This window comes from Paenibacillus sp. FSL F4-0122 (assembly GCF_038002845.1).
Lineage (GTDB): Bacteria > Bacillota > Bacilli > Paenibacillales > Paenibacillaceae > Paenibacillus_AQ > Paenibacillus_AQ odorifer.
This window is the reverse complement of record NZ_JBBODI010000001.1, coordinates 4,146,317-4,166,182: the sequence shown is the minus strand read 5'-3', so window position 1 is coordinate 4,166,182 and position 19,866 is coordinate 4,146,317. Positions and strand designations below refer to the sequence as shown.

Annotated in this window: 22 protein-coding genes; 4 read left to right on the top strand and 18 right to left on the bottom strand. The window is 43.4% G+C overall.

The genetic code is table 11. The features are described 5' to 3' along the window. Positions 1-16 precede the first annotated feature (16 nt). The 6 genes from MHH49_RS17985 to MHH49_RS17960 form a co-directional block, all read right to left on the bottom strand. Entirely contained in the window at positions 17-544 is a 528-nt protein-coding gene (locus MHH49_RS17985; protein ID WP_341138329.1) for an NAD(P)-dependent oxidoreductase, read from the bottom strand. A gap of 28 nt (positions 545-572) precedes the next feature. Then, positions 573-854, bottom strand: coding sequence for a DUF3830 family protein (locus tag MHH49_RS17980; protein WP_341138328.1), 282 nt, complete (start codon positions 852-854; stop codon positions 573-575). A gap of 194 nt (positions 855-1,048) precedes the next feature. After that, complete coding sequence (locus MHH49_RS17975; protein ID WP_341138327.1) at positions 1,049-2,971, bottom strand: hypothetical protein; 1,923 nt, start codon at positions 2,969-2,971, stop codon at positions 1,049-1,051. A 42-nt stretch (positions 2,972-3,013) separates the two neighbouring features. Next, a complete protein-coding gene (locus MHH49_RS17970; protein ID WP_254924530.1) occupies positions 3,014-3,856 on the bottom strand; it encodes a carbohydrate ABC transporter permease in 843 nt (280 codons plus the stop codon). After that, on the bottom strand, positions 3,853-4,734 hold the full coding sequence (locus tag MHH49_RS17965; RefSeq protein WP_254924529.1) for a carbohydrate ABC transporter permease: 882 nt from the start codon (positions 4,732-4,734) through the stop codon (positions 3,853-3,855). Before MHH49_RS17965 ends, MHH49_RS17970 begins: the two co-directional genes overlap by 4 nt. A gap of 57 nt (positions 4,735-4,791) precedes the next feature. Then, positions 4,792-6,072, bottom strand: coding sequence for an ABC transporter substrate-binding protein (locus MHH49_RS17960; protein ID WP_076222792.1), 1,281 nt, complete (start codon positions 6,070-6,072; stop codon positions 4,792-4,794). A gap of 220 nt (positions 6,073-6,292) precedes the next feature. On the opposite strand from MHH49_RS17960, the gene MHH49_RS17955 reads away from it, so the two are divergent. Both MHH49_RS17955 and MHH49_RS17950 read left to right on the top strand, forming a co-directional pair. Next, positions 6,293-7,819 carry a response regulator gene (locus MHH49_RS17955; RefSeq protein ID WP_341138326.1) on the top strand — a complete coding sequence of 509 codons (1,527 nt, stop codon included), beginning with the start codon at positions 6,293-6,295 and terminating at the stop codon, positions 7,817-7,819. A 6-nt stretch (positions 7,820-7,825) separates the two neighbouring features. Beyond that, entirely contained in the window at positions 7,826-9,454 is a 1,629-nt protein-coding gene (locus MHH49_RS17950) for a sensor histidine kinase (protein WP_341138325.1), read from the top strand. A gap of 51 nt (positions 9,455-9,505) precedes the next feature. On the opposite strand, the gene MHH49_RS31235 is transcribed toward MHH49_RS17950, so the two are convergent. After that, on the bottom strand, positions 9,506-9,721 hold the full coding sequence (locus MHH49_RS31235; RefSeq protein WP_445667571.1) for a TetR/AcrR family transcriptional regulator C-terminal domain-containing protein: 216 nt from the start codon (positions 9,719-9,721) through the stop codon (positions 9,506-9,508). A gap of 164 nt (positions 9,722-9,885) precedes the next feature. On the opposite strand from MHH49_RS31235, the gene MHH49_RS31230 reads away from it, so the two are divergent. Next, on the top strand, positions 9,886-10,200 hold the full coding sequence (locus MHH49_RS31230) for a GerAB/ArcD/ProY family transporter (RefSeq protein ID WP_445667556.1): 315 nt from the start codon (positions 9,886-9,888) through the stop codon (positions 10,198-10,200). Positions 10,201-10,724: 524 nt separating this feature from the next. Continuing rightward, the gene (locus tag MHH49_RS17945; RefSeq protein WP_341138324.1) at positions 10,725-11,009 is read left to right on the top strand and encodes a hypothetical protein; all 285 of its coding nucleotides are present in this window, start codon (positions 10,725-10,727) and stop codon (positions 11,007-11,009) included. Between the two features lie 473 nt (positions 11,010-11,482). Here MHH49_RS17945 and MHH49_RS17940 read toward each other — a convergent pair whose 3' ends face one another. The 11 genes from MHH49_RS17940 to MHH49_RS17895 all read right to left on the bottom strand — a co-directional run bounded on the left by MHH49_RS17940 (position 11,483) and on the right by MHH49_RS17895 (position 19,752). Next, complete coding sequence (locus tag MHH49_RS17940) at positions 11,483-11,914, bottom strand: MarR family winged helix-turn-helix transcriptional regulator (protein ID WP_229696339.1); 432 nt, start codon at positions 11,912-11,914, stop codon at positions 11,483-11,485. Positions 11,915-12,017: 103 nt separating this feature from the next. Next, positions 12,018-13,703 (bottom strand): dihydrolipoyl dehydrogenase, encoded by a 1,686-nt coding sequence (lpdA, locus tag MHH49_RS17935; RefSeq protein WP_341138323.1) that lies wholly within the window; start codon positions 13,701-13,703, stop codon positions 12,018-12,020. Positions 13,704-13,762: 59 nt separating this feature from the next. Continuing rightward, positions 13,763-14,203: an OsmC family protein gene (locus MHH49_RS17930; RefSeq protein ID WP_094901547.1), complete on the bottom strand. Its 441-nt coding sequence runs from the start codon at positions 14,201-14,203 to the stop codon at positions 13,763-13,765. A 410-nt stretch (positions 14,204-14,613) separates the two neighbouring features. Continuing rightward, positions 14,614-14,739, bottom strand: a complete 126-nt coding sequence (locus MHH49_RS31225; protein ID WP_438269117.1) for a hypothetical protein — start codon at positions 14,737-14,739, stop codon at positions 14,614-14,616. Between the two features lie 14 nt (positions 14,740-14,753). After that, entirely contained in the window at positions 14,754-15,092 is a 339-nt protein-coding gene (locus tag MHH49_RS17925; protein ID WP_094901543.1) for an OsmC family protein, read from the bottom strand. 141 nt (positions 15,093-15,233) lie between these two features. Next, entirely contained in the window at positions 15,234-15,410 is a 177-nt protein-coding gene (locus MHH49_RS17920; protein ID WP_176462559.1) for a hypothetical protein, read from the bottom strand. A gap of 342 nt (positions 15,411-15,752) precedes the next feature. After that, positions 15,753-16,280, bottom strand: a complete 528-nt coding sequence (locus MHH49_RS17915; protein ID WP_341138322.1) for a TlpA family protein disulfide reductase — start codon at positions 16,278-16,280, stop codon at positions 15,753-15,755. Further along, on the bottom strand, positions 16,277-16,996 hold the full coding sequence (locus MHH49_RS17910; RefSeq protein ID WP_341138321.1) for an ABC transporter ATP-binding protein: 720 nt from the start codon (positions 16,994-16,996) through the stop codon (positions 16,277-16,279). The genes MHH49_RS17915 and MHH49_RS17910 overlap by 4 nt, the downstream gene beginning before the upstream one ends. Continuing rightward, a complete protein-coding gene (locus tag MHH49_RS17905) occupies positions 16,989-17,810 on the bottom strand; it encodes an ABC transporter permease (RefSeq protein WP_341138793.1) in 822 nt (273 codons plus the stop codon). The genes MHH49_RS17910 and MHH49_RS17905 overlap by 8 nt, the downstream gene beginning before the upstream one ends. 2 nt (positions 17,811-17,812) lie before the next feature. Next, the gene (locus MHH49_RS17900; protein WP_341138320.1) at positions 17,813-18,373 is read right to left on the bottom strand and encodes a nitrous oxide reductase accessory protein NosL; all 561 of its coding nucleotides are present in this window, start codon (positions 18,371-18,373) and stop codon (positions 17,813-17,815) included. Next, complete coding sequence (locus tag MHH49_RS17895; RefSeq protein ID WP_341138319.1) at positions 18,370-19,752, bottom strand: right-handed parallel beta-helix repeat-containing protein; 1,383 nt, start codon at positions 19,750-19,752, stop codon at positions 18,370-18,372. Before MHH49_RS17895 ends, MHH49_RS17900 begins: the two co-directional genes overlap by 4 nt. Positions 19,753-19,866: the final 114 nt, after the last annotated feature.

Below are 19,866 nucleotides of genomic sequence, written 5' to 3'. Positions count from 1 at the left end.
GATTCCCAAGAGCAGGTTAACTACCAGTTTGGCTTGGCTTCCCGAGCCGGTTTTTGCCAAAATGCAAAGTTTCTTTACCTAACACATCAAAGATTGGCCTACAGATATTAACAACCCCTGTTTCCCCTCCAGCCAAAATGACCAATTGGCCGGCTTCCGCCGGTTTCACTGAGCCGGAAACGGGTGCATCAACGAATCGCACCTGCTTGCTGGATAATTGACCCGCTAGATTCAGCGCAGCTTCGTGGCCGATCGTGCTCATATCGATTACAATTTTACTACTGTCCACACCGGACAGCAGACCTGCGTCTCCATGGTAGAAATCTTGCAAGGCAGAGGCATTCGATAGTATGGTAATGATAATATCGCTTTTTTCAGCAACGACTTTGGACGTTTCGGCGTATTGGGCGCCTTGTTCCACCAGGAAGTTCGCTTTTTCGGCTGTGCGATTATGAACCCAAGGCTGATACCCTGCATTTACAAGATTTTGAGCCATAGGTTTGCCCATATTCCCTAAACCAATCCATCCAATTGTAGGTTTCATTTGCAATACTCCTTATTCTGATTTTATATCACGGTGCCCTTATGATATATTTCCCTGTGCTTCCCATTTCATCTCCCGGATACAGGAGAATTTCGCCCGGAAGCGGATAGCTTGTGGGGTGTTCGAAGACAACGCCTTGGCCGATGCCGTGGAGGTCAGCAAAGACGGCTCTGCCGCTCCATGCCCCCTGAATCATTGTGACCGTAAGTGGCAGCTGCTCAAGCAGCCAGCGGCTGGATTCTGGTTTCTTCTCCTCCTCAAGCCTTGCCAGAAAAGTAAACTCTCCGGAAGTCATTTTAATTGTTGTCATATTCAGCTCTCCTTTAGTGGTTGGATTTAGATATTGGATGATGGCGCTGCAACCGGCACCCGTAAAAGCTGCAGGCCCTAGGAATGGTTAGATAATGTTAAGTTGTAACAGAATAGCACCTCTTTTGCTTCCCACCGAATGTTTCCGGATTGAGCATAAGAGGTGCTAATGTTTTTGTGTACGTAACCTGGATCTTACGAAATCATGAAATAAAGTGCCCAATCCTGATCGTTAGCCCAAGGATCATCGTATTTACCTGGCTTATCGTTCACCTTGAAAGGAAACAATCTAGCACAGGAGGCTTGACCATCTGCTCTGAAAAGACTGAGTACACCGCGTAGGGAAGCTTCCCCCATTGTCTCATACTGCTCCTCGCCAGTCAGCTTAGCATACTCCAGATAGACTCTCCCAGACAATCCGCTCCAGTAGTGCGGAAACGTATCGCCTAACAGTCTTCTTTTACCGAACCAATATCCGTCCCAGTGACGAATCGCCACTTCATGCAGGTTGTAGTCGGGTTGCCTTCCATTGAAGAGCTCCAATATGTGCAGATGCTCACGGAATGCGGTCAAATATTTCTCATTCTTGGTCAGAAGGTACATCTGAATCAGCACATTCGCAGCAGGAGCCACAATACTCTGCTCATAATTCACTTCGCTCGGAGGATAGGAGATTCCGCATTCAAAGATAGTCTCTGCATGCTTACTGAAATGCGCGTACAGGGAATCAGCTTCCAGTATCAGCTCATTGCCTCTCAGCAGGCCGATCATATCATTCATCGGCAGTTCAATCGGATAGAATTTGTAGCCGCCATTATTATAGAATCCGTGCATAATCTTCGACATCTTGACTAGATAGGCCTTGTTCTTATATAGGTTAAACAATTCCATATACAAAATGGCCAGCCACGAATAATTATAGAGCCTATGGATGTCATTGTTGCGGCCGATATCATTAAATACAGTACCACTCACCTCATCGAATAACTCACTTTCAATATAATCCACATATTTTAGCAGGCTTGCTTCCAATTCATCTGAAGCAGTGGTCTGTAAGTATCTGGCGATGAGCACCCCCATGCCGAATCGTTCTCTTCCGCCGTTATGATCATGGTAATGGGAATAATATCTGCTCTGCTCTTCATTATCATAGACGAGGAATGCACCATCCAAGCGGCTTCCCTTGTCACGACATTGCTGTTTTCGTGCAATAAAGTGGCATCTGGCCTCGATGAGTTGATTAAGCGGAGGCAGCACGAGAATATTGCAGATTGTACTGATACCGTTGATATCAATTGAATAGCTATACTCACCTGATGTTTCGTATACCGCTTCTACGATAATACAATTACCCGTAACGGAATAAGGGACCTCTTCACCCTTGCAGATAATATCAACTAGATCCAGTTGTGGGAAGGCATGCGATATCTTCAGCCGGCACTTTTCCCCAGCAAACAGCACGTACTTGTCCGCTTCGACGTGAATGTATCGTGGGTAAGCTTGTAGTTGCTGGTAAAAGTCTTCTTTCCCTTCATGCCAGAACAGTTCCCAAGTCAGTGAGATGGATGCCCCGGGTATAAGAACAAAGGGGGCAGGATGGAGGATAATCAAGCCACGGTTATTGCTGCTCTGAGCGGCATCCCTTTCAATGCTATATTCAGTGATACTTCCGTTCGTTAGTACTAGACCCAGATGGGGGGCAATTCCTCCCATGCGCAGCCCCATAATATAACTGGCCTCCCCACCGCACCATATGTGTGCATGGCTTCTTTGCGTCATACATATATCCGCTGAATCGTATTGATCAGGGAAGGTAGCGTGGATTCCAATCTCGCCCTTCTGTGTGTAAATGTCATAAGGGGTATTATTGGTGAATATATAGGTTTCCTGCAGTCTGCCACTGGGAAGCACCTGTCTCTCTACAGTCAGATCAACACCAGGCTTCAGACATACTTCCCCCCATCTTCCGGATTCTCCAGCCCAGTTCATTCCGTGAGGATCGTCCGGGTGACTTAAATGGGATATATGATTTTTATCCGAAATTTCAATGTTATACTTACTCAAATTGCTTGTTAAACGAATTATTTGTTTTTCTGTATAATCCATCTTCTCTCTCATAAGTCGCTCCGCTCCCGTTTAAATATTCTTGTCATTCTTGTACTAGCCTTTCAGAGCACCGTTCATAACACCGCCGATAATATACTTTTGCATAAACAGATAAAAAATTAATAGCGGCAATACACCCAGAACCATCATCGGGAACATGCTGTTCCAATCCGTAGAGAACTGGCCGACATTGCGGTATACTTCTTGTAAAATTACGTTTTTCTCTCTGGATTGAAGGAAATATAGCGGCCCCATGAAGTCGTTCCAAATCGTAAGTGAATTCAGAATAGCGACTGTAGCAATAATTGGCTTCATCAGTGGAAAGGTAATTACCCAGAATACCCTATAGAATCCTGCCCCATCAATCTTAGCGGCTTCTTCCAGTTCACCGGGAATCGTAGTGATGAAAGAGCGGAACATAAAGGTAGCAAATGGAATGTTCACAGCGATATTAATAAAAATCACAGCCCATAATGTATTCATTAGATGCAGGCTTTGCACAACTTTATACAAGCCTAAGACTGACATTTGATAAGGGAACATAATTCCTGCCAGAATCAGAACAAACACGATTTTGGCAGCTTTACTATCACCCTTACGGTTCAACACATATCCTCCCATGGATGCACAGAGAATTACACCGATGACCGAAAGCGCCGTAATGATAAAGGTATTCATAAAGGCCCGAGGGTACTGCATCTTCTGAAAAGCATTAATATAAGATTCAAAGCTGAGCGAGCTTGGCAAGGCCAGAGGATGAACTCCCGCTTCATAGGAGCTTTTAAAGGTAGTGACCACCAGATAGTATAATGGAACCGCCACGATTAAGGCCAGAATGAACATCAGCAGGAATGACAACATATGCAGAAGTCTGTTTTGTGCAGATTCACTTTTCAATTGATTCGGTCCTCCCATACTTTGAAGCTTCGCAGCAGAACGCCGGCCAGCAGGATGCTTACCACAAGGAAGACGATCCCAAAGGATGCCGCATACCCGTAATTCCCTTCAGAGAATTTGGAGAACATCAAGGTTAGGATGGTTTCCGTGGAATAACCCGGTCCGCCCTTAGTAAGCGACACTACAATATCAAAGACTTTAAGTCCGGAAATCATCCCGGTAATCAGATTAATTTTGATTGCAGGTGCTAAGCCCGGCAGTGTAATATGGAAAAATTGTTTCCAGCGATTGGCACCGTCAATACGTCCAGCTTCATATAAGTCCTCACTGATGCTCTGCAGGTTAGCCAGATAAATAACCATTGACCATCCAAACCACTGCCATACCTGAGTAAGAATAATCGCAGCTAGTGCCGTCTTCGGATTACCCAGCCAATTAATCGGTTCCATACCGACAGCACCGATCAGCTTGTTCAGCATTCCATAATCCGAGGAAGACAGAATATAGCTCCACAGAAAACCCACAACAAGTGTACTAAGCACTGCAGGACTGAAGAATAAAGCCCGGAATCCGTTTCGGAATTTCAGTTTGGTGTTCAGGAGTACTGCGACCGGCAACGAGATGACATTTGCAAGCAGCACATTAACAACTGCATAGATGAGTGAATTTTTGATACCTATACCTAAAGTGTTATCTTCAAATATCCGCCGGTAATTATCGAGTCCCGTAAAGGATATGGAACTGGAATAATTGCTCCAGCTTGTGAAACTGTATGCTGCTGTGTAGATCAAAGGAACAATATAAAAAATTGCGTAGATCACCAGCAGAGGAAGCAGCATCAGCACATAAGGTGAATAGACTCTGATTTTGTTTTTCACGTGTGTCCTTCCTTTCAAGGTGACTAGAGAGAGGGACCTGCTAGAGGTCCCCGGCCATTAATCTTGATACCTGATTAGGTTTGCTTTATCATCCATCGCCTTGAGGAACTGCTCTGTGGTCGTTACTCCAGCTACCATTCCTTGTAACTGTTTGACACCTTCATCAATCAAAGATTGTGCAGGCATATTGGTGCCCCAACGATCCCAAGCAACACCGACTCTTCCTGCAGCAAGAATATCTTTGACTTCACTGTACTCCTCAGGAAGTTCACTATTCAGATCCTTATAGTAGCTAAAACCTCCGACGTTACTCGCCAGGATAGTCTTCTGCACATCCTCGGAAGCAAGTAAGGCCAGCACTTTTTTAGCGCCTTCCTGGTTTTTACTATTCTTGTTGACACCGAAATTTGCAGCGGGCCCGCCTACCAGCCATTTTTCAGCACCATTTGTACCTACATGCGAGAACAAACCGAAATTCACTGAGCCCTCTTTCAACTTTTCATAGTTCCAAGGCCCGCCGTAGAACATCGCAGTTTTGCCTTCAAGGAATCCCGGGATAACTTGCTCACCGGAAATACCCAACATGTTATCATTGATATATCCCTGTTTGATCATTTGCGCCCATTCATCGACTGCAGTATTCAGATTGCCGGAAAGAGTCACTTCACCTTGGGCGAATTTTGTATCAAAAGCTGGTGTTTCATTACCATTATTATAGTAAGAATTCTCAAGGTATCCGACCAGTGAATGCCAAGCTGTATCGCTGTCGGATAGGCCGAAACCAAATGGCTGTACGCCGTTGTCTGATAGCGTCTTGCAGATCGCAAGCAGGTCCTCAAAAGTTTCTGGTGGCGTCAGGCCATACTGTGCAAAAATATCTTTGTTATACCAAATCCCTGAATACCAGCCATAGGAAGGGATACCATATACCTTGTCTTCTGTAGTGGACAGAGCCAGCCCTGCTTCATTGAAGTTGCCGACGAAATCTTCACCGGTAATATCCAGCAGATTATCAGCTTTTATACGAGCCGGGAATGATGCCCCGTCCATAACAATGTCAGGCCCTTCTCCGGCCGCAAGCTGTGTGCTCAAGACATTGTTGTATTGCTTCAAGTTAATAAATGTATATTCTAGTTTATATCCTTCATCCAGATTCTCATTAATCTTATTAATGGTGTCAGTCATTATATTGTCTTCGTACCATCCGATCATCGAAATCGTTGTAGAGGATTTCCCGCTCTCTGCTGTATTGTTTTCTCCGCCGGAATTTGAAGAACAACCACCTATAACTAAGAGTACGAGTGCCGCTGCTGTGATTAGTCTTTTTCTTACTTTCATGGAATACTTCCCCCCGATTTTATAATGTAGCTCTTGCAAGTTAGCTTACTTAAATTATAGGCTTATTAAGAAAGCGCTTAAATGCAAGAAATTATAGATTCATATCGTTTTTTTCGTTTCAGCTCCCGCCGCATAGCCTATATTAGTTAAACAGGATACAATATAACTTGTTCAAGTGATGTAACCACGTCATCTTAATTCTAATAAGGAGGAAGCTAACTTGTACAACATACTTATTGTAGATGATGAAAAAAATGAACGTGACGGTATTGAAACGCTCCTCCGCAAAGGCAGCTTTGGACTGAACGTTTTGAAAGCGGGTAATGGCGAGGAAGCACTGTCCGTACTATCTAAGCAGTCTGTAGACATTCTATTAACGGATATCAAAATGCCATTCATGGATGGAATCAGCCTAATACGGAAGATTGAGTATCGCAAAGAGCTGTTTCTGATTCTCTACAGCGCCTATGCCGATTTCGAATATGCACAGAATGCTATTTCGCTTGGAGTCAGCAAATACTTACTCAAACCGATTAATGTTGGAGATTTCAATCAGGTTATAACTGAAGCGATCACCTGGTGCAATGAGAAGGAACTGCAGCGCTCAGAGGCGGTACAGCTCCAGAAAATAATCGAGTATTCTAAATTCTACACTTTAGAGAAGCAACTGCAGCTATTGCTTACTTCCACTGCCACAAGTGACAAAGCAGTGCACACCATCCGGGAGCTAGTACCAGCGTTTGAATCCACCCCGTTTATTCCACTACTTGTAACCTGTGAAGCGGGAGAATTCATAGAAGTCATCGAAGCAATAGGCAATCACGATACCCAGCCGTTTGAGTTCGTCTATGGACTCATGGATGCTAATACGTTTCTCATTATTCTGTTTACCAGAGCAAACACACAACATGTAAGCGCTTTTTGTGATCTTCTATTACTGACAATCCGACAGAAATTTCAGTCTGTGGTATTTGTAATCGCCGGAAGAGAGTTGCACAAGCTATCAGGCTTAAAAGCTGAATACGATCACATGAGTAAATATACCGATTATTATTATTTTATTTCTTCCAGCACCGTAGTGTATGTACAGAAGGATAATCATATCCAGTCCAGTTATGACGTTACACAAATTTCCACTGATAAAATCACAACCTGTATAAAAGCCGGTAATTATTCTGAAGCTTATTCGGAGTTGCAGCGGCTGCAGTCCCAAATCCATAATAACAGGTCATATAGCCCAATGTTCATTAAATACGTGCTGACCGAAATGATTAAGAAAATCTCCAAAAATACAACTCTGCAGTTAAAACCAACCGATCTTGTCAATGAAATCTATGCGACGGATAATCTCAATCAGACAATGGAAGTCATTGTGAATATTCTAAAGCGGATCGAACAAAAAGAGTATACTAATCATGATCAGAACTGGCTTATCCGAAGTGTTAAGGACCTAATTTCCCGTGACTACAACAGCAATGAGATGGGACTAGCCTATCTGGCGGGACAGGTGCAAGTTACCTCTGCCTATCTCAGCACATTATTCAAAAAAGAAACAGGACATAACATCAGCAAATTCATAGCTGAATATCGGATTGAACAGGCTAAACATCTATTGAAAACGACCCATCTTAAAATAGCTGAAATCGGTGAGCAAGTGGGATTTCAGACACCATCCTACTTTATTTCTATTTTCAGGAGCAGGGAAAATGTCAGTCCGGCACAGTACCGGGAGAGAGAGGGGATTTAAGTACTCATGCAACGTTATTGGAGGGATTTATCTTTTACACACAAGCTAAGATTATCCTACGTGCTTGTATTCATGATCCCTCTACTGCTGCTTGGAGGGTATTCTTATCAGTCTTCGCTTTCATTTGTACATTCCCAGCTCAAACAAGAGACTGATACTGCGGTAGAACGTGTAGGCAAGGAGATTGAGACGAAGTTATACCAAGCCGAGTCCTCACTATCCCTGGTGGCTAACAACTACAGCTTCCAGGAGTTTCTCCTGCCGTCACAGCAGTTATCGGCACTGGAAACCAACCGGATTGCAGATATGTATATCGGTCCCTTCCTATACAATGCAATGCTGTCCAACCTATATATCGACAAACTGGAAATCTATACAGTGAACGATGTATTTGTATTGAAAGATTTAATACGCTCCACTAAAATGATTCAAAATGCTGACTGGTTTCAGAAGATTTCCTCATCAAGTTCTTTTTACTGGTGGCCGGAAGAAGATCATCTGTATGTAGGCAAGGCAATTAAGAATTCAATTACCGGCAGGTTTCTCGGTGTGGCCCGGATGCGTGTCAAGGAGGATTTGTTTACCCGCAGCTTCGAATCCTTCGTTATTGCTCCGGCAAATATCACGATCTCCGACAGTACAGAAGTCATCTATATTTCTAATCCTGAGTCCAGGCTTGTTCACGCATATAACATTACTAGAACATTAACACCGCTGGATTGGCAGATCTCCTATGACTTCAACCGCCAGAATATCTCTTCATTTTCAAACCGCCAGCTGCTACTCAATCTTGTGATCATTTTGATTTGTCTGGTGCTCGTTGGCCTGATTATAGGCATTCTCTCCCGTTCCATGATTAAAAGAATCTTTATCCTTACCCATCAAATGCAGCAAGTACGCGAAGGGGATTTAAGCATCCGTGTGGACACCTCTTATAAAGATGAAATCGGAAGTCTGGCCTTGTCATTCAAGCTGATGCTCACCCGGCTAAACCACCTAATCGAGGAAAAATATGCTGCAGAACTGCGTCAGAAAGAGCTGGAACTGCGGCTACTGCAAGAGAAAATCAATCCCCATTTCCTATACAACATCTTGTCTACCATCAACTGGATTGCAATCGAGAATGATCAGCTGAAAATTTCTCAAATCACTAACGATTTGGCTACCTTCTACAGGACTGCCCTGAATCAAGGCAAGGAGTACAGTACTCTGCAAACGGAACTCGCAAATATAAAGTCTTATATTGCTCTGCAGCAGACGGCCCGCGATGAGCCTTTCGATGTCATTTACGATATATCGCCACAATTACTTGAGCTCCAGGTCCCTAACTTCATCTTCCAGCCGCTTGTCGAAAATGCCATTGAACATGGAATCAATACCCTGCGTAGAGACAAAGGAAGTATAACTATCCGCAGTCAAACCGAAGCAAGACATTTTCTAATTTTCATTGAAGATAATGGAAAAGAGATGTACAACAAGTACGGGGAAGGCCTGTTCGACCAGCAATTATACGGCTACGGATTACGCAATGTTCATGAACGGATTCAATTGAAGGCTGGCTACCAGTATGGTATTCGTTTATTCAGCAATTCTGCAGGTACACATACAGTTGTTACTTTACCTTTATTAGAATAAATAAGCGATTTCCCTCATTCCAACATTACTAATGCAGTATTACAGATAGTTCTAATAAAAGTTGGCAACGTATAAATGATCTTCGTGCATTCCGAAAATTAGCCACTGTTCTATGATTGCTATACTTCCATTTACAATGTACTCATAAGTGAACTGAAGCTGTTTATTGGTAGCTTTTGGATATTGTTCTCTCCAATTTGAAAGAACACATTTGTCTCTAGCTATGGACCTAAAGTATTTTTTCTTCTTTGCGTCATTTTTATATATCTACTAACGTTCGGTTATGCATTAATATTGGTTTCCATTCCTATGACAGGACTGTTTCACCCTGAATTTATGTTCCCTATACTGAAGAAAGATCTTAAGCCAGTTTGGGACTCTGCAATTCCGAAAATTGATTTTTTTCCATTTGGATAAGTCGTCCTTTTTCTGTGTTCTTTAAATATGCACTAAAAGGTAAGAAGCTTGGTAAAAGTAGCATCTCCACTTACATCGTTGTATCACTAATGTTGACCCTACTGAATCAGACGGTAATCCTTGTCTTGAATCCTGAAGTTGCTGGTCTCACCACCTATCCGTTGCTTACCGTTGTTCAAATGATATATGCAGCCCAAATTTTCGAGCGGGCCGATGCGTTCTTTACACTTATTTTGTTTATTGGTTTAGATGTGAACCATGTGCATCTTTTTTATAGGCTACCATCGGGATGCAAAGACTCACTACAATTAGATATAAAATATGGCTAATCCCTTTGGCTCTAAGTGTTCTTGTCCTCTCTTTTTTATCACCGACGTATACAAAATTTATGTGAGAAGGTCATCATTATGCAATAGTTAGGATATTTCCTATTTTCTGAGTTGCCCTCCCTGCTATACTGCTCATCACCATATTGATACGAAAAAAAAGACAAAACATCAAAGATAGTTAGTGATCAGGCATTAGCTTGATTGCGAATGAGTATTTTCTATCGCAAAGTGGTCCTTGTGCCCGATTAATTCCCATACTTTATTTACAGCTTCTCGCCCGGCAGACAGTTCCATGGCCTTCGCCAATTGTTCAGAGAAAATATAGTATTAGACTAGCAGGCTTTCTAAGCTAAAGAGCAGGATAGTTTGAACAGTGAGACTAATTATTCTCACAAAGGTAATTATATACAGACAATCTGGAAGAAAGAGGTGTCTGAATCCGAATCCATATCATTGGCGGCGATGGAAGCGAAAAATCCTATATTGCAGCGTTATTGAGCCATAAACTCCTGATTATGATTTAGATGATAAATTTTTGGGATCCACAATCGAATGAATATGGCGTAAAGGCACCGGAAGATGAGCGCGACCGCCGGCTCAGAGAAATTATCGGTCTCGATTCGTGGATAGCAGAAAGCGTATACAGGTCGTGGGTAGAGCCAAGTTTTGCCGCTGCAGATAAAATCGTCGTACTGATAACGCCGTTGTCCGTTCAGGAGGAACCAATCTGGAAGAAAATGAAGAGCGTATTGCCGGTAACGGCCCAAACAAGAAGCGCGAGACACTCGAAGGCATCCACAACATGTTAGCCTAGAATAAAGACTACAATCTAACGAAACTGCCTAACATAATTGACCATTGGACTATTTGTATGTTAACGGGAAACATTAGTTTAATAACAGCGGCAGTCTAAAACTTATTTTTCAAAAAGGATTCACTTCATGTTACGGCCTGCTGCTTTCCTAGTTCCCCTCTCAGGGCTACTTTGTCACAGGGCTTCAACCTTAGAATCTCTCCACCAGTTGCCTGTTAGCTACGAGGCGACTTGGCTCATAACTCGACCGGAGTTTCACCGGTTAGCTGTGCCTAGCTTGGCTAGGCGCGCAACGAATAAAAAAAGACTCTTTCGTCTTCAAAAACGAAAGAGTCTTTTTTTGTTTTGTTCTATAAAGATCCATTCAAGAGTAACGTTTGATCACCTAAACTGATGTCTTTTTCGTTACCTCTGACTTACGAGAATTTATTTTAACTTTATTTTTAAAATAAAGTCAAAAGATTTTCACTATTTTGTATTCTCAACCATAATACTCAACACATGTTTGAATGTCTCAAGATCGTCCTTGGAAATACCTGCGATTGTATCGTTTTTGAACTTTTCGGCAATTGGCATTAAGTCGAGACATACCTTTACACCCTTATCAGATAATTCTAACTGCTTGACTCGTTTATCTGAATTCGTAGCGGAGCGATATATAAGCCCATCGTATTCCAGTTTTTGAAGCAAACGGACCACGCTCGGTTCTTTAATCGACATTTCTTCTGCTAGTTCTCGCTGGGTAATGGATTCTTGAATATAGATGTAATACATAGCGATCCATTGGCTCCTGGTGATGTGGTAGGGACGAAACTCTTTCTCCAATGCTTCTGCAAAGATTTTCCCACTACGGTTTGTGACAAAAGCAAGGCAATCCTCTAAATTAAACAATAGACACACCAACCAATCCCAACAGTTTTATCTCCGTGTATTTCTCCTCTATTCGTAATATAATAACAAACATTTTACTTTTTGTGAAATGATATGACTACATCATCGTGTTTTATGCCTGATGGAGCGCCCCGATGCTAAAGCCGAATGCAGCTTCATGAATCACTTCTCCCGTAGTCGGGTGAGCAAAAACAGTGTGCATGATTTGTTTCTCCGTAAGCTCATTGGCAATCGCAAGCGTTAATGTACTGATCAGGGATGACGCATCAGGACCAATAATCGCCCCTCCAACTATTTTTTGTGAGCGATTATCCTTAATCAATTTAATAAAACCATCCGGTTCATTCATTGTTAACGCCTTACCATTGCTGGTAAAGGAAACCTTGCTCACGCTGTAATCCATACCCTGCTGTTTACATTCATCCTCTAATAGACCTACACTGGCTATTTCAGGTGAAGTGAAAATCACGTTCGGGATTGCCGTATAATGCATGCCTCCCGATTCGCCTAATATCCCATCGATAGCTGTAGTACCTTGATGTGAAGCGACATGGGCAAGCTGCATTATATTTGTAACATCGCCTATCGCATAGATATGTTCGACGTTTGTACGCATGTGTTCGTTCACGGTAATGCCTCGTCCACGTTCATTGAGTTGAATTCCAGCTCGTTCAACTTCCAAACCATCCAAGTTAGGCTCCCGTCCAATAGCCACCAGCACTTTTTCACTAACAAGCAGATGCTCACCTTGGGAATCCTCATAATTTACAATCGCTTGTCCTTCGTCAGCACGCTGGATTTTGACTACCTTCGAGTTCGTATGGATATGAATTCCTGCTTGCTCCGCCGAATGTTTAATTTCTTCAGAAATGTCGCTATCGATCATGGTCAACAGTCGGCTCATAAATTCGACTACATGGACTTCAACACCCAGATAACGATAGATGAAGGCAAACTCCATACCAATGACGCCCCCGCCGATAATCGTGATGCTCTTCGGCAGCTCAGTGCATGCAAGCGCATCAGTGCTGTTCATCACAAAAGGAAGATCGATGCCTGGGATATTCACCTTGGAAATTTTGGAGCCTGTAGCTACGATGATGTCGTTCGCGGAAATATGGTAGTGGTTCTGTCCTTTCACACTCACTTCATGTGCGGATAAGAAAGAAGCTTCCCCGCGGATAACTTCTATATTATTCTTCTCCATCAAGTAGTCAATCCCGGAAATTAATTTATCCTTGATTTCATCTTTACGACGAATAATCTGCTTCATATCGACCTGAAGGTCCATTGCTGTGTGGATACCAAATAAAGACGATTGTTTGACATAGTGACAGACTTCAGAAGATTTAACCAGTGATTTGGTTGGAATACAACCTACATTTAAACATGTTCCGCCCAATTCTTCCTTTTCAACTAATGTAACTTTTATCCCCTTTTTAGCGGCATAAATGGCGGCTACATACCCACCTGGTCCTGCACCAATAATCAATAGTTCAACTTTCTTAGCCATGACAGGCTGTTCCATTGCAGCAGCCTGCGGTTCAGATAATGCAACGGTGTCTTCTTCAGCGGTTTCCAATGTAAACAAAACTTGGTTGGAGGAAATTTCTCCACCTTCTTCAAAAAGAATCTCACTGATGATCCCCGCTGCGGTCGCTGTAATTTCTCGATTGCCTTTTCCCGTCTCAACCTCGACGAGTATGTCTCCGATAGAAACCTTCTCCCCTAGCTGCACATTGATTATTCCTGCCTTTCCTTTTTTCCCTCCAGCAATCATTGACATTTTAATTTCCATGATGTTTATACTCCTTCACAACTAAAAAGCGTAAAGCCGCGCCGCTTTTATCGATTTGTTTAATGTCTCACTACACCTGATTGTACCAATTTAACCCCATTCGCCAAGCAGTCTCCAACCGGGCAGGTCTTCTCAATGAATGCCGCAAAAGCTTCTGCTTTTTCCTGGCTTTCGGTCGTTTTAAAGTGCATCACAAAACGAATTTCCTGGAAACCGCTTCTCACATCTGCCAGCCCCATAAACCCATCCGGGTCCAAATCCCCTTCAAGCTCAACGTACAACTCTTCATACGAGAATCCATACCCATCCGCAAAAGCAGCAGCAACAATGGACTGGCATGCTCCCAACGCACACAGAAGCGCTTCAACCGGATTCATCCCTTTATCTGTTCCACCTAATTCTTCAGGTTCATCCATCAAGATTTTAAAACCTCTGGATTGAGCCTCAACCTGCAAACCTCCTGGCAATTTTGTGGCAGTAGCTTTAAACGTAGTTAACATAATATAGCCTCCTTTTATTTTGTGAAAAAAATAACTTACTCTCGTGAAAATAGTAACAATCTTTTAGTGCAAAGTCAATAGTTAGCTAAGTAAGTATATTTATTCTTTTCAAGACGCTTAAATGAATGACATTTCAGGAGTGAGACCAGCACACTTTTGTGGATCCGCTTCAACTAGACAGTCTTTCGTCTGCTTAAATATCAACCGCTGACTCTAGGTAGGGCGTTTGCCAAAAGGAGTCACCTGCCTTATCGATGGAAACCACCTGTGGGTTACCCATCTCGCAATATTCAGCTATCAATATAGCTGACAAGGGGACGGGCCCCTAATCCTAAAGAAAGTAGACATTATGCTATGTGTTCCTCGCATAATGTCTACGCTTCTAGCAAAACAATCAAGTATTCCTGGTATTAATGGATAATTGTATACGTCGAGTTCACTTTAACGTTTCTTTCAATTGTGTTTCTCACCGGTGATAGTTTCATGGCTTGTGCCACTAACTCATTTCCCTGTGTTTCATTTGCGTTACTGTCCACATTAAAACGAACGTTTATTTCATCAAACCAGAATCCCCTTCTCTTAAGCCTAAGAAAACGTTCTGATCTATTTCGCCAGTAACATCAACTTCTACCGAATATACTTTAATACCCATACCACTAGCTGTTGCAATGAATCCAACACCTACACAAGCGCCAAGTGCACTTAACAAAAGCTCAACCAGATTAGGCCCTTTTCCAGTTCTGGATAGCCACTCTGGTTCATCAACGGATACCGGCTTATAGTCTCCAACCTCGGCCTCCGAATAAAACCCATCTTTCCATTTTACTGTAGAAGCAAAACTTGTAATCTCAGGGTTTTTCTTATATTTTTCTGCCAAGCTTCCGAGCATATTTACATCTACCCGTCAGAATAAGTGGGCGGTTTTCTGAACGTCTTCTAGTTTTCACCACGAATGTCCAGGTTTTTCAGTGGCAGCCTTTAGTATAAGATGGACTTTATTAAAAATCGGAGTTGAGCGATATTCCTTCAATTATTCCATACCTGCAATCATGCTTGTAAATTTATGCCTTGCTGCTTGATATGCATTTTTACCAAGAAGCAATTGAAGTGGCGGTTTGGATGTCTCAACTACTTTAATTACGGCAGCAGTTGCCTTCATTGGATCACTAGACTCTTGTCCACTATTTAACAGAATACCTTTTAACATCTGTCCTACCACTGATTCCTTAAATTCAGGTATTTGAGTATCTGTTTATTTACGCTTATTATTTTCCTTGGCCACATGACCTAGCTTTTCTTGGAGTTCTAGAACTTTTTCTTTGGAGGTCATTAGCCGATTGGCATTCACTCACTAGTACCTCCTCCAAAAGCATAAACAAAACAGGGCTCCTTCCCTAAGCTTATGGTGTCCTAAGCATCCTAGCTACAAAGGTGGCTCGGCCCTCCCTTGGTTGGACTTTCACCAACTAGATAATGCATGCCTATGGACACACTGCACGCAAAAAAGATGGCTTCGACAGCCATCTTTGAGCTCTTTGAAGCAACTTCATTATTGTGTAACCTTCGCATCCGCCAGCCATTGCTGCAGCAAGGTGAAATCGTCGATTTCGCCCAGTCTAATCTTTGCGATCTCTCCCTCTTCATTAATAATGAAGGTAGAGGGAAGTGCAGTAACTCCAAAGGCCGTCGAGATTTTACCGGTAACGTCAATAGCCACAGGGAACGAAAACTGGAGTTCTTTCATATATTCAGATACCGTACCCTTAGATTCTCCAACATTTATAAACAAGGTTTCTATTTGGGAATTGGAGGACTGATGGATTTCATTCAGCAGCGGCATTTCCTGCATGCATGGCTTACACCAGGAAGCCCAGAAATTGAGCAGCACTACTTTCCCACGGTGTTCTGTCAAGCTAACCTCCTCGCCAGACAACGTCATAACCTTAAAATCTGGAGCATAAGCTCCTTCTTCAATCCCCTCAACCCTAGCCTGACTGGAATGATTAATAAATACCCAGACGATTGCCGCGGCAATGACGGCAACAAGCAGCAAAGCAACAATTCTGCGCAGTCTCATGACAGCCCCAGACTATGATTAAAGGCAGCATACAAAGAACCATACTCTGCGCGGAATGCTTCGGCTTTGCCCGAACCAGCATTTCTTCCTCCGTTCAGAAAAACAATCTGATCGGCAGCCTTATCTGCAATTTCCAGCTGATGTGTTGAGAAAATCACGGTGTGCCCTTCTTCCCGGATTTTTTGAAGTAGGTTTACAAATTCATTCATCCAGAAAGGGTCAAGACCATTTGTCGGCTCATCCATAATCAGGAGCGGCGGCTTAGCCAGCAGCGCTTGGGCAAATAAGACTCGCTGCCGCATGCCTTTAGAGAACGTGCTTACCAGACGGTTGTGTTTGTCCTCAAGGCCCACCAAGGCAAGGACTTCTTCGACTCTTGCTCTCCGTTTAGGAACCTTGCGAAGCGCTGCCCAGAACGTCAGTGTTTCTTCTGCGGACAAACCTTGTGTAAATTGATAGTCGTCCGGCATATATCCAATTTGTGTGGAGAATTTCTTACGAGACTCCCGCCAGTGAAGACCATTGACGGAAATCTTGCCTGCTGTCGGTTGTAGAATACCAGCAATCATACGCAGAACCGTGCTTTTGCCTGCCCCGTTCCCGCCACATAAGGCAAGGATGCTGCCAGAAGGGATTTGAAAGCTGATCTCCTCCACTAAGGTCTGCTTCTTGATGACCTTGGATATTCCACTGACGTTTACTAAAGCGTTATCCACGGGAACGCCCCCTTTCCCATATCCAATAAACCAACAAAATAGAGATAAGTATCCAAATGAGACATACACCTATAAACAGCAGTGAGCCGCCCGATTTCCCAATCCATTCTATCCACTGGTAATACTCTGGCCCCAGTACTGAACCTCCGCCCAGCTTAATGACAACGAATAGACGGACAAGCTCTGCCGGGTTAAGAAGAGTGAAGGCCACAAGCAAAGGCTTAACCCAGAGATAGGGCACCAAGCCCAGACCGGCGATCAGAAAGCTCGGCCAGCCGATAACTGTAAAAAACCATATGGCTACGGAGATCGTCAGGGCTTGCCAACGGTTGCGGGACAATGATCCGATAAACAAAGCAATTGTCAGAAACAATAATACAAGTCCCACGGAAAATGCCAAAAACAGAAAATAGGTAGCGGAATCAAAAGCCATGCCGAGAAGCCCGCTGATCAACCCCATGAGCCCATACCCAAAAGCAACTATGATGAGCAGCACCGCGGCAAGTCCCATATATTTACCCAGAACAAATGACATCGTCCCCATAGGATAGGTTGACAACAGCTGCCAGCTCCCCTCTTCTTTTTCCGAGGTTAACGAGAATGAACCCAGGAACAAGGTCATGAGCGGTAGCAGGTACAGAATAAGGCTAAGCATGGAACTCGTGACAGCTGTATAGCCTTCAACCACATTCTGTGAATTAATCAGCAGTAAGCTTAAGCTGAATGTGCAGAACAGACCCAAAAACGAATAAGACCAGGGATTACGAAATCCCATTTTTAGTTCTCGGCGGGCTACTTGCAGCATGTCTGCTATCATTACATATCCGTCTCTTTGTCTGTATTCATGCCTTCCTGATCCTCAGACATATGCTCGTCCATATGACCCCCCCCGCTGTTCATATCCATATTCATCATATCCGTATTTTGCTTCCATTCATGGGAAGCTAAATCTGAGGCAGTCAAAACCGTTCCCACACCTTGTTCTTTTACAAAGGCTTCGGCAGCCTTCTCGTCCTTAAAGCTGATAACCCCATAGGCCATAGGTGTGCGCAGAGACTCATCATATACATATCTCGCTTTGCTGAATTCAACCCATTCCTTGTCGTTGTAGTCTCGGACGTAATCCATTCCGATATCTTCGGTTCCATTCTTTTCCTTCCATTCATTCATGCAGCCGATATCGTCAAACTTATAATTTTTCCCGTCTTTTGTAGTTAACTGTGTGGCAAACGCATCGTCCTTAACCTGCATGTTGCAAATGACGCAAATATCAACGGCTTCATCTATTGCCAAAGGTTCATATTTCTTCCCACCACCACAAGCTGAAAGGACCATCAAACCCAGCATTACTATTAAAATCGCACTCCATTTTTTCATATCCTCAATACCCCCATATAAATGATTGAAATTACCGATAAAAACAGCAGCAGCCAGCCCACTACCATAACCGTACCCTGACCGTCGCCTGTTTGCCCCTCTGTAGCCGCACCTGCCGCCAATTGCATTAACGGCGCCGTATCAGTCGACCACTGGCTTTTGCCGTTTGTGTACATATCGCTTAAAAATGTCATACCCGGTGACTGAAAAAAAAGCTGATAGGCTGCATTCTTGGAAATCAATTGCTGGTAGAACGGATTGATGGCATATGGAAGATCACTTACACCGTCGCCTGTAAGATCGAGCCCCTCAAATGAGTCCCAATAGTTCCCGTTCATCTCGTTGTCTCTGCTCCCGGTCGCCTGTGCCTCAATGACATTGGCTACAAACCCGTTCCGCTGAAAACGATTGCCTTCCGCATCCTCAAACTGAATCCCGATATAATTCCTGAGCACAAGGTTGTTCTGAAGAATGTTGTTTGAGGATTGCTGTATATAGATCCCCACTCGGTTCCCCTCTACCACATTGTTGACAATACTTGAGGTACGCACATCATAGAGTAAGATTCCTTGAGAATGGACATTCTGGCTCTGCTTGCGAAAAGAGTTGCCAGACACCACAACATCGGTCACGCCCATCACCATCGCGCCGGTGATGTTATATTCCCCCACATTGTTGATGATCTTAGATCCATTGATATACATGCAGTGTACACCATACCGCAAATAGGAGAGCTCATTCTGATCTACTACCGTATTGCGGCTGTTCTCCAGATAGATGCCATCCCGCAGATAAGCGATTTTGTTCTCTTTAATCTCAGTGCCATGAGAGTTGTAGAGATCAATACCATTGCCTCTTGTCCCTGATGCAGCTCCTTTCGGAATAAACCAGCGGATCTTATTCTTCGTAATCACTCCACTGTTCGCTTCACGGAGTACAATGCCAAAGCCAGTAGTATGAACCGCCAGACCCGATAAAGTAACCCTGTCGGCTTCAACTTGCACAGCAGCCGATTCTCCGTCATTATTTTGCTGAATATTCATATTCGTCAACTGTATACCATCTGCACGGATCAGCACTGCAATCTGTCCCTCCGCAGACGTGTTCAGCAGAGTGGCCCTGTTGTTGTTTCCGTTAATTGTAAGCCTCTTGTCAATGTGAACCGGTCCTGAGTAAGTTCCTGGAGCCAGCATGATAACCTCTCCGCTGCGAGCCGCATCGATAATAGGCTGCAGCGGAATCGCATCTGCAGTTGTCTCTGCAGTTGTCTCTGCACTGATAGTACTGCAATGGTACAAGCTTATGAATAACAAGCCCGCCATCATTAAAAGTAGAACTTTAATTACACTTAAAAGATGATTCCTTTTGTTTATAAACATTATTCACCCCCACTGTACCGCGAAATTTCTATAGCATAAGATACGTTAGGTCGAGCAGGATCTACCATCGCGAGCCTCTTTATGAATACGCTTTTAGTGTAAATAAAAGGTAGA

Excerpts from the sequence above, each read along its gene's own strand:
- MHH49_RS17985 (WP_341138329.1), bottom strand. The coding sequence starts at position 544 with ATGAAACCTACAATTGGATGGATTGGTTTAGGGAATATGGGCAAACCT.
- MHH49_RS17980 (WP_341138328.1), bottom strand. The coding sequence starts at position 854 with ATGACAACAATTAAAATGACTTCCGGAGAGTTTACTTTTCTGGCAAGG.
- MHH49_RS17975 (WP_341138327.1), bottom strand. The coding sequence starts at position 2,971 with ATGAGAGAGAAGATGGATTATACAGAAAAACAAATAATTCGTTTAACA.
- MHH49_RS17960 (WP_076222792.1), bottom strand. The coding sequence starts at position 6,072 with ATGAAAGTAAGAAAAAGACTAATCACAGCAGCGGCACTCGTACTCTTA.
- MHH49_RS17950 (WP_341138325.1), top strand. The coding sequence starts at position 7,826 with ATGCAACGTTATTGGAGGGATTTATCTTTTACACACAAGCTAAGATTA.
- MHH49_RS17945 (WP_341138324.1), top strand. The coding sequence starts at position 10,725 with ATGATAAATTTTTGGGATCCACAATCGAATGAATATGGCGTAAAGGCA.
- lpdA (WP_341138323.1), bottom strand. The coding sequence starts at position 13,703 with ATGGAAATTAAAATGTCAATGATTGCTGGAGGGAAAAAAGGAAAGGCA.
- MHH49_RS17930 (WP_094901547.1), bottom strand. The coding sequence starts at position 14,203 with ATGTTAACTACGTTTAAAGCTACTGCCACAAAATTGCCAGGAGGTTTG.
- MHH49_RS17925 (WP_094901543.1), bottom strand. The coding sequence starts at position 15,092 with ATGCTCGGAAGCTTGGCAGAAAAATATAAGAAAAACCCTGAGATTACA.
- MHH49_RS17920 (WP_176462559.1), bottom strand. The coding sequence starts at position 15,410 with ATGTTAAAAGGTATTCTGTTAAATAGTGGACAAGAGTCTAGTGATCCA.
- MHH49_RS17915 (WP_341138322.1), bottom strand. The coding sequence starts at position 16,280 with ATGAGACTGCGCAGAATTGTTGCTTTGCTGCTTGTTGCCGTCATTGCC.
- MHH49_RS17900 (WP_341138320.1), bottom strand. The coding sequence starts at position 18,373 with ATGAAAAAATGGAGTGCGATTTTAATAGTAATGCTGGGTTTGATGGTC.
- MHH49_RS17895 (WP_341138319.1), bottom strand. The coding sequence starts at position 19,752 with ATGTTTATAAACAAAAGGAATCATCTTTTAAGTGTAATTAAAGTTCTA.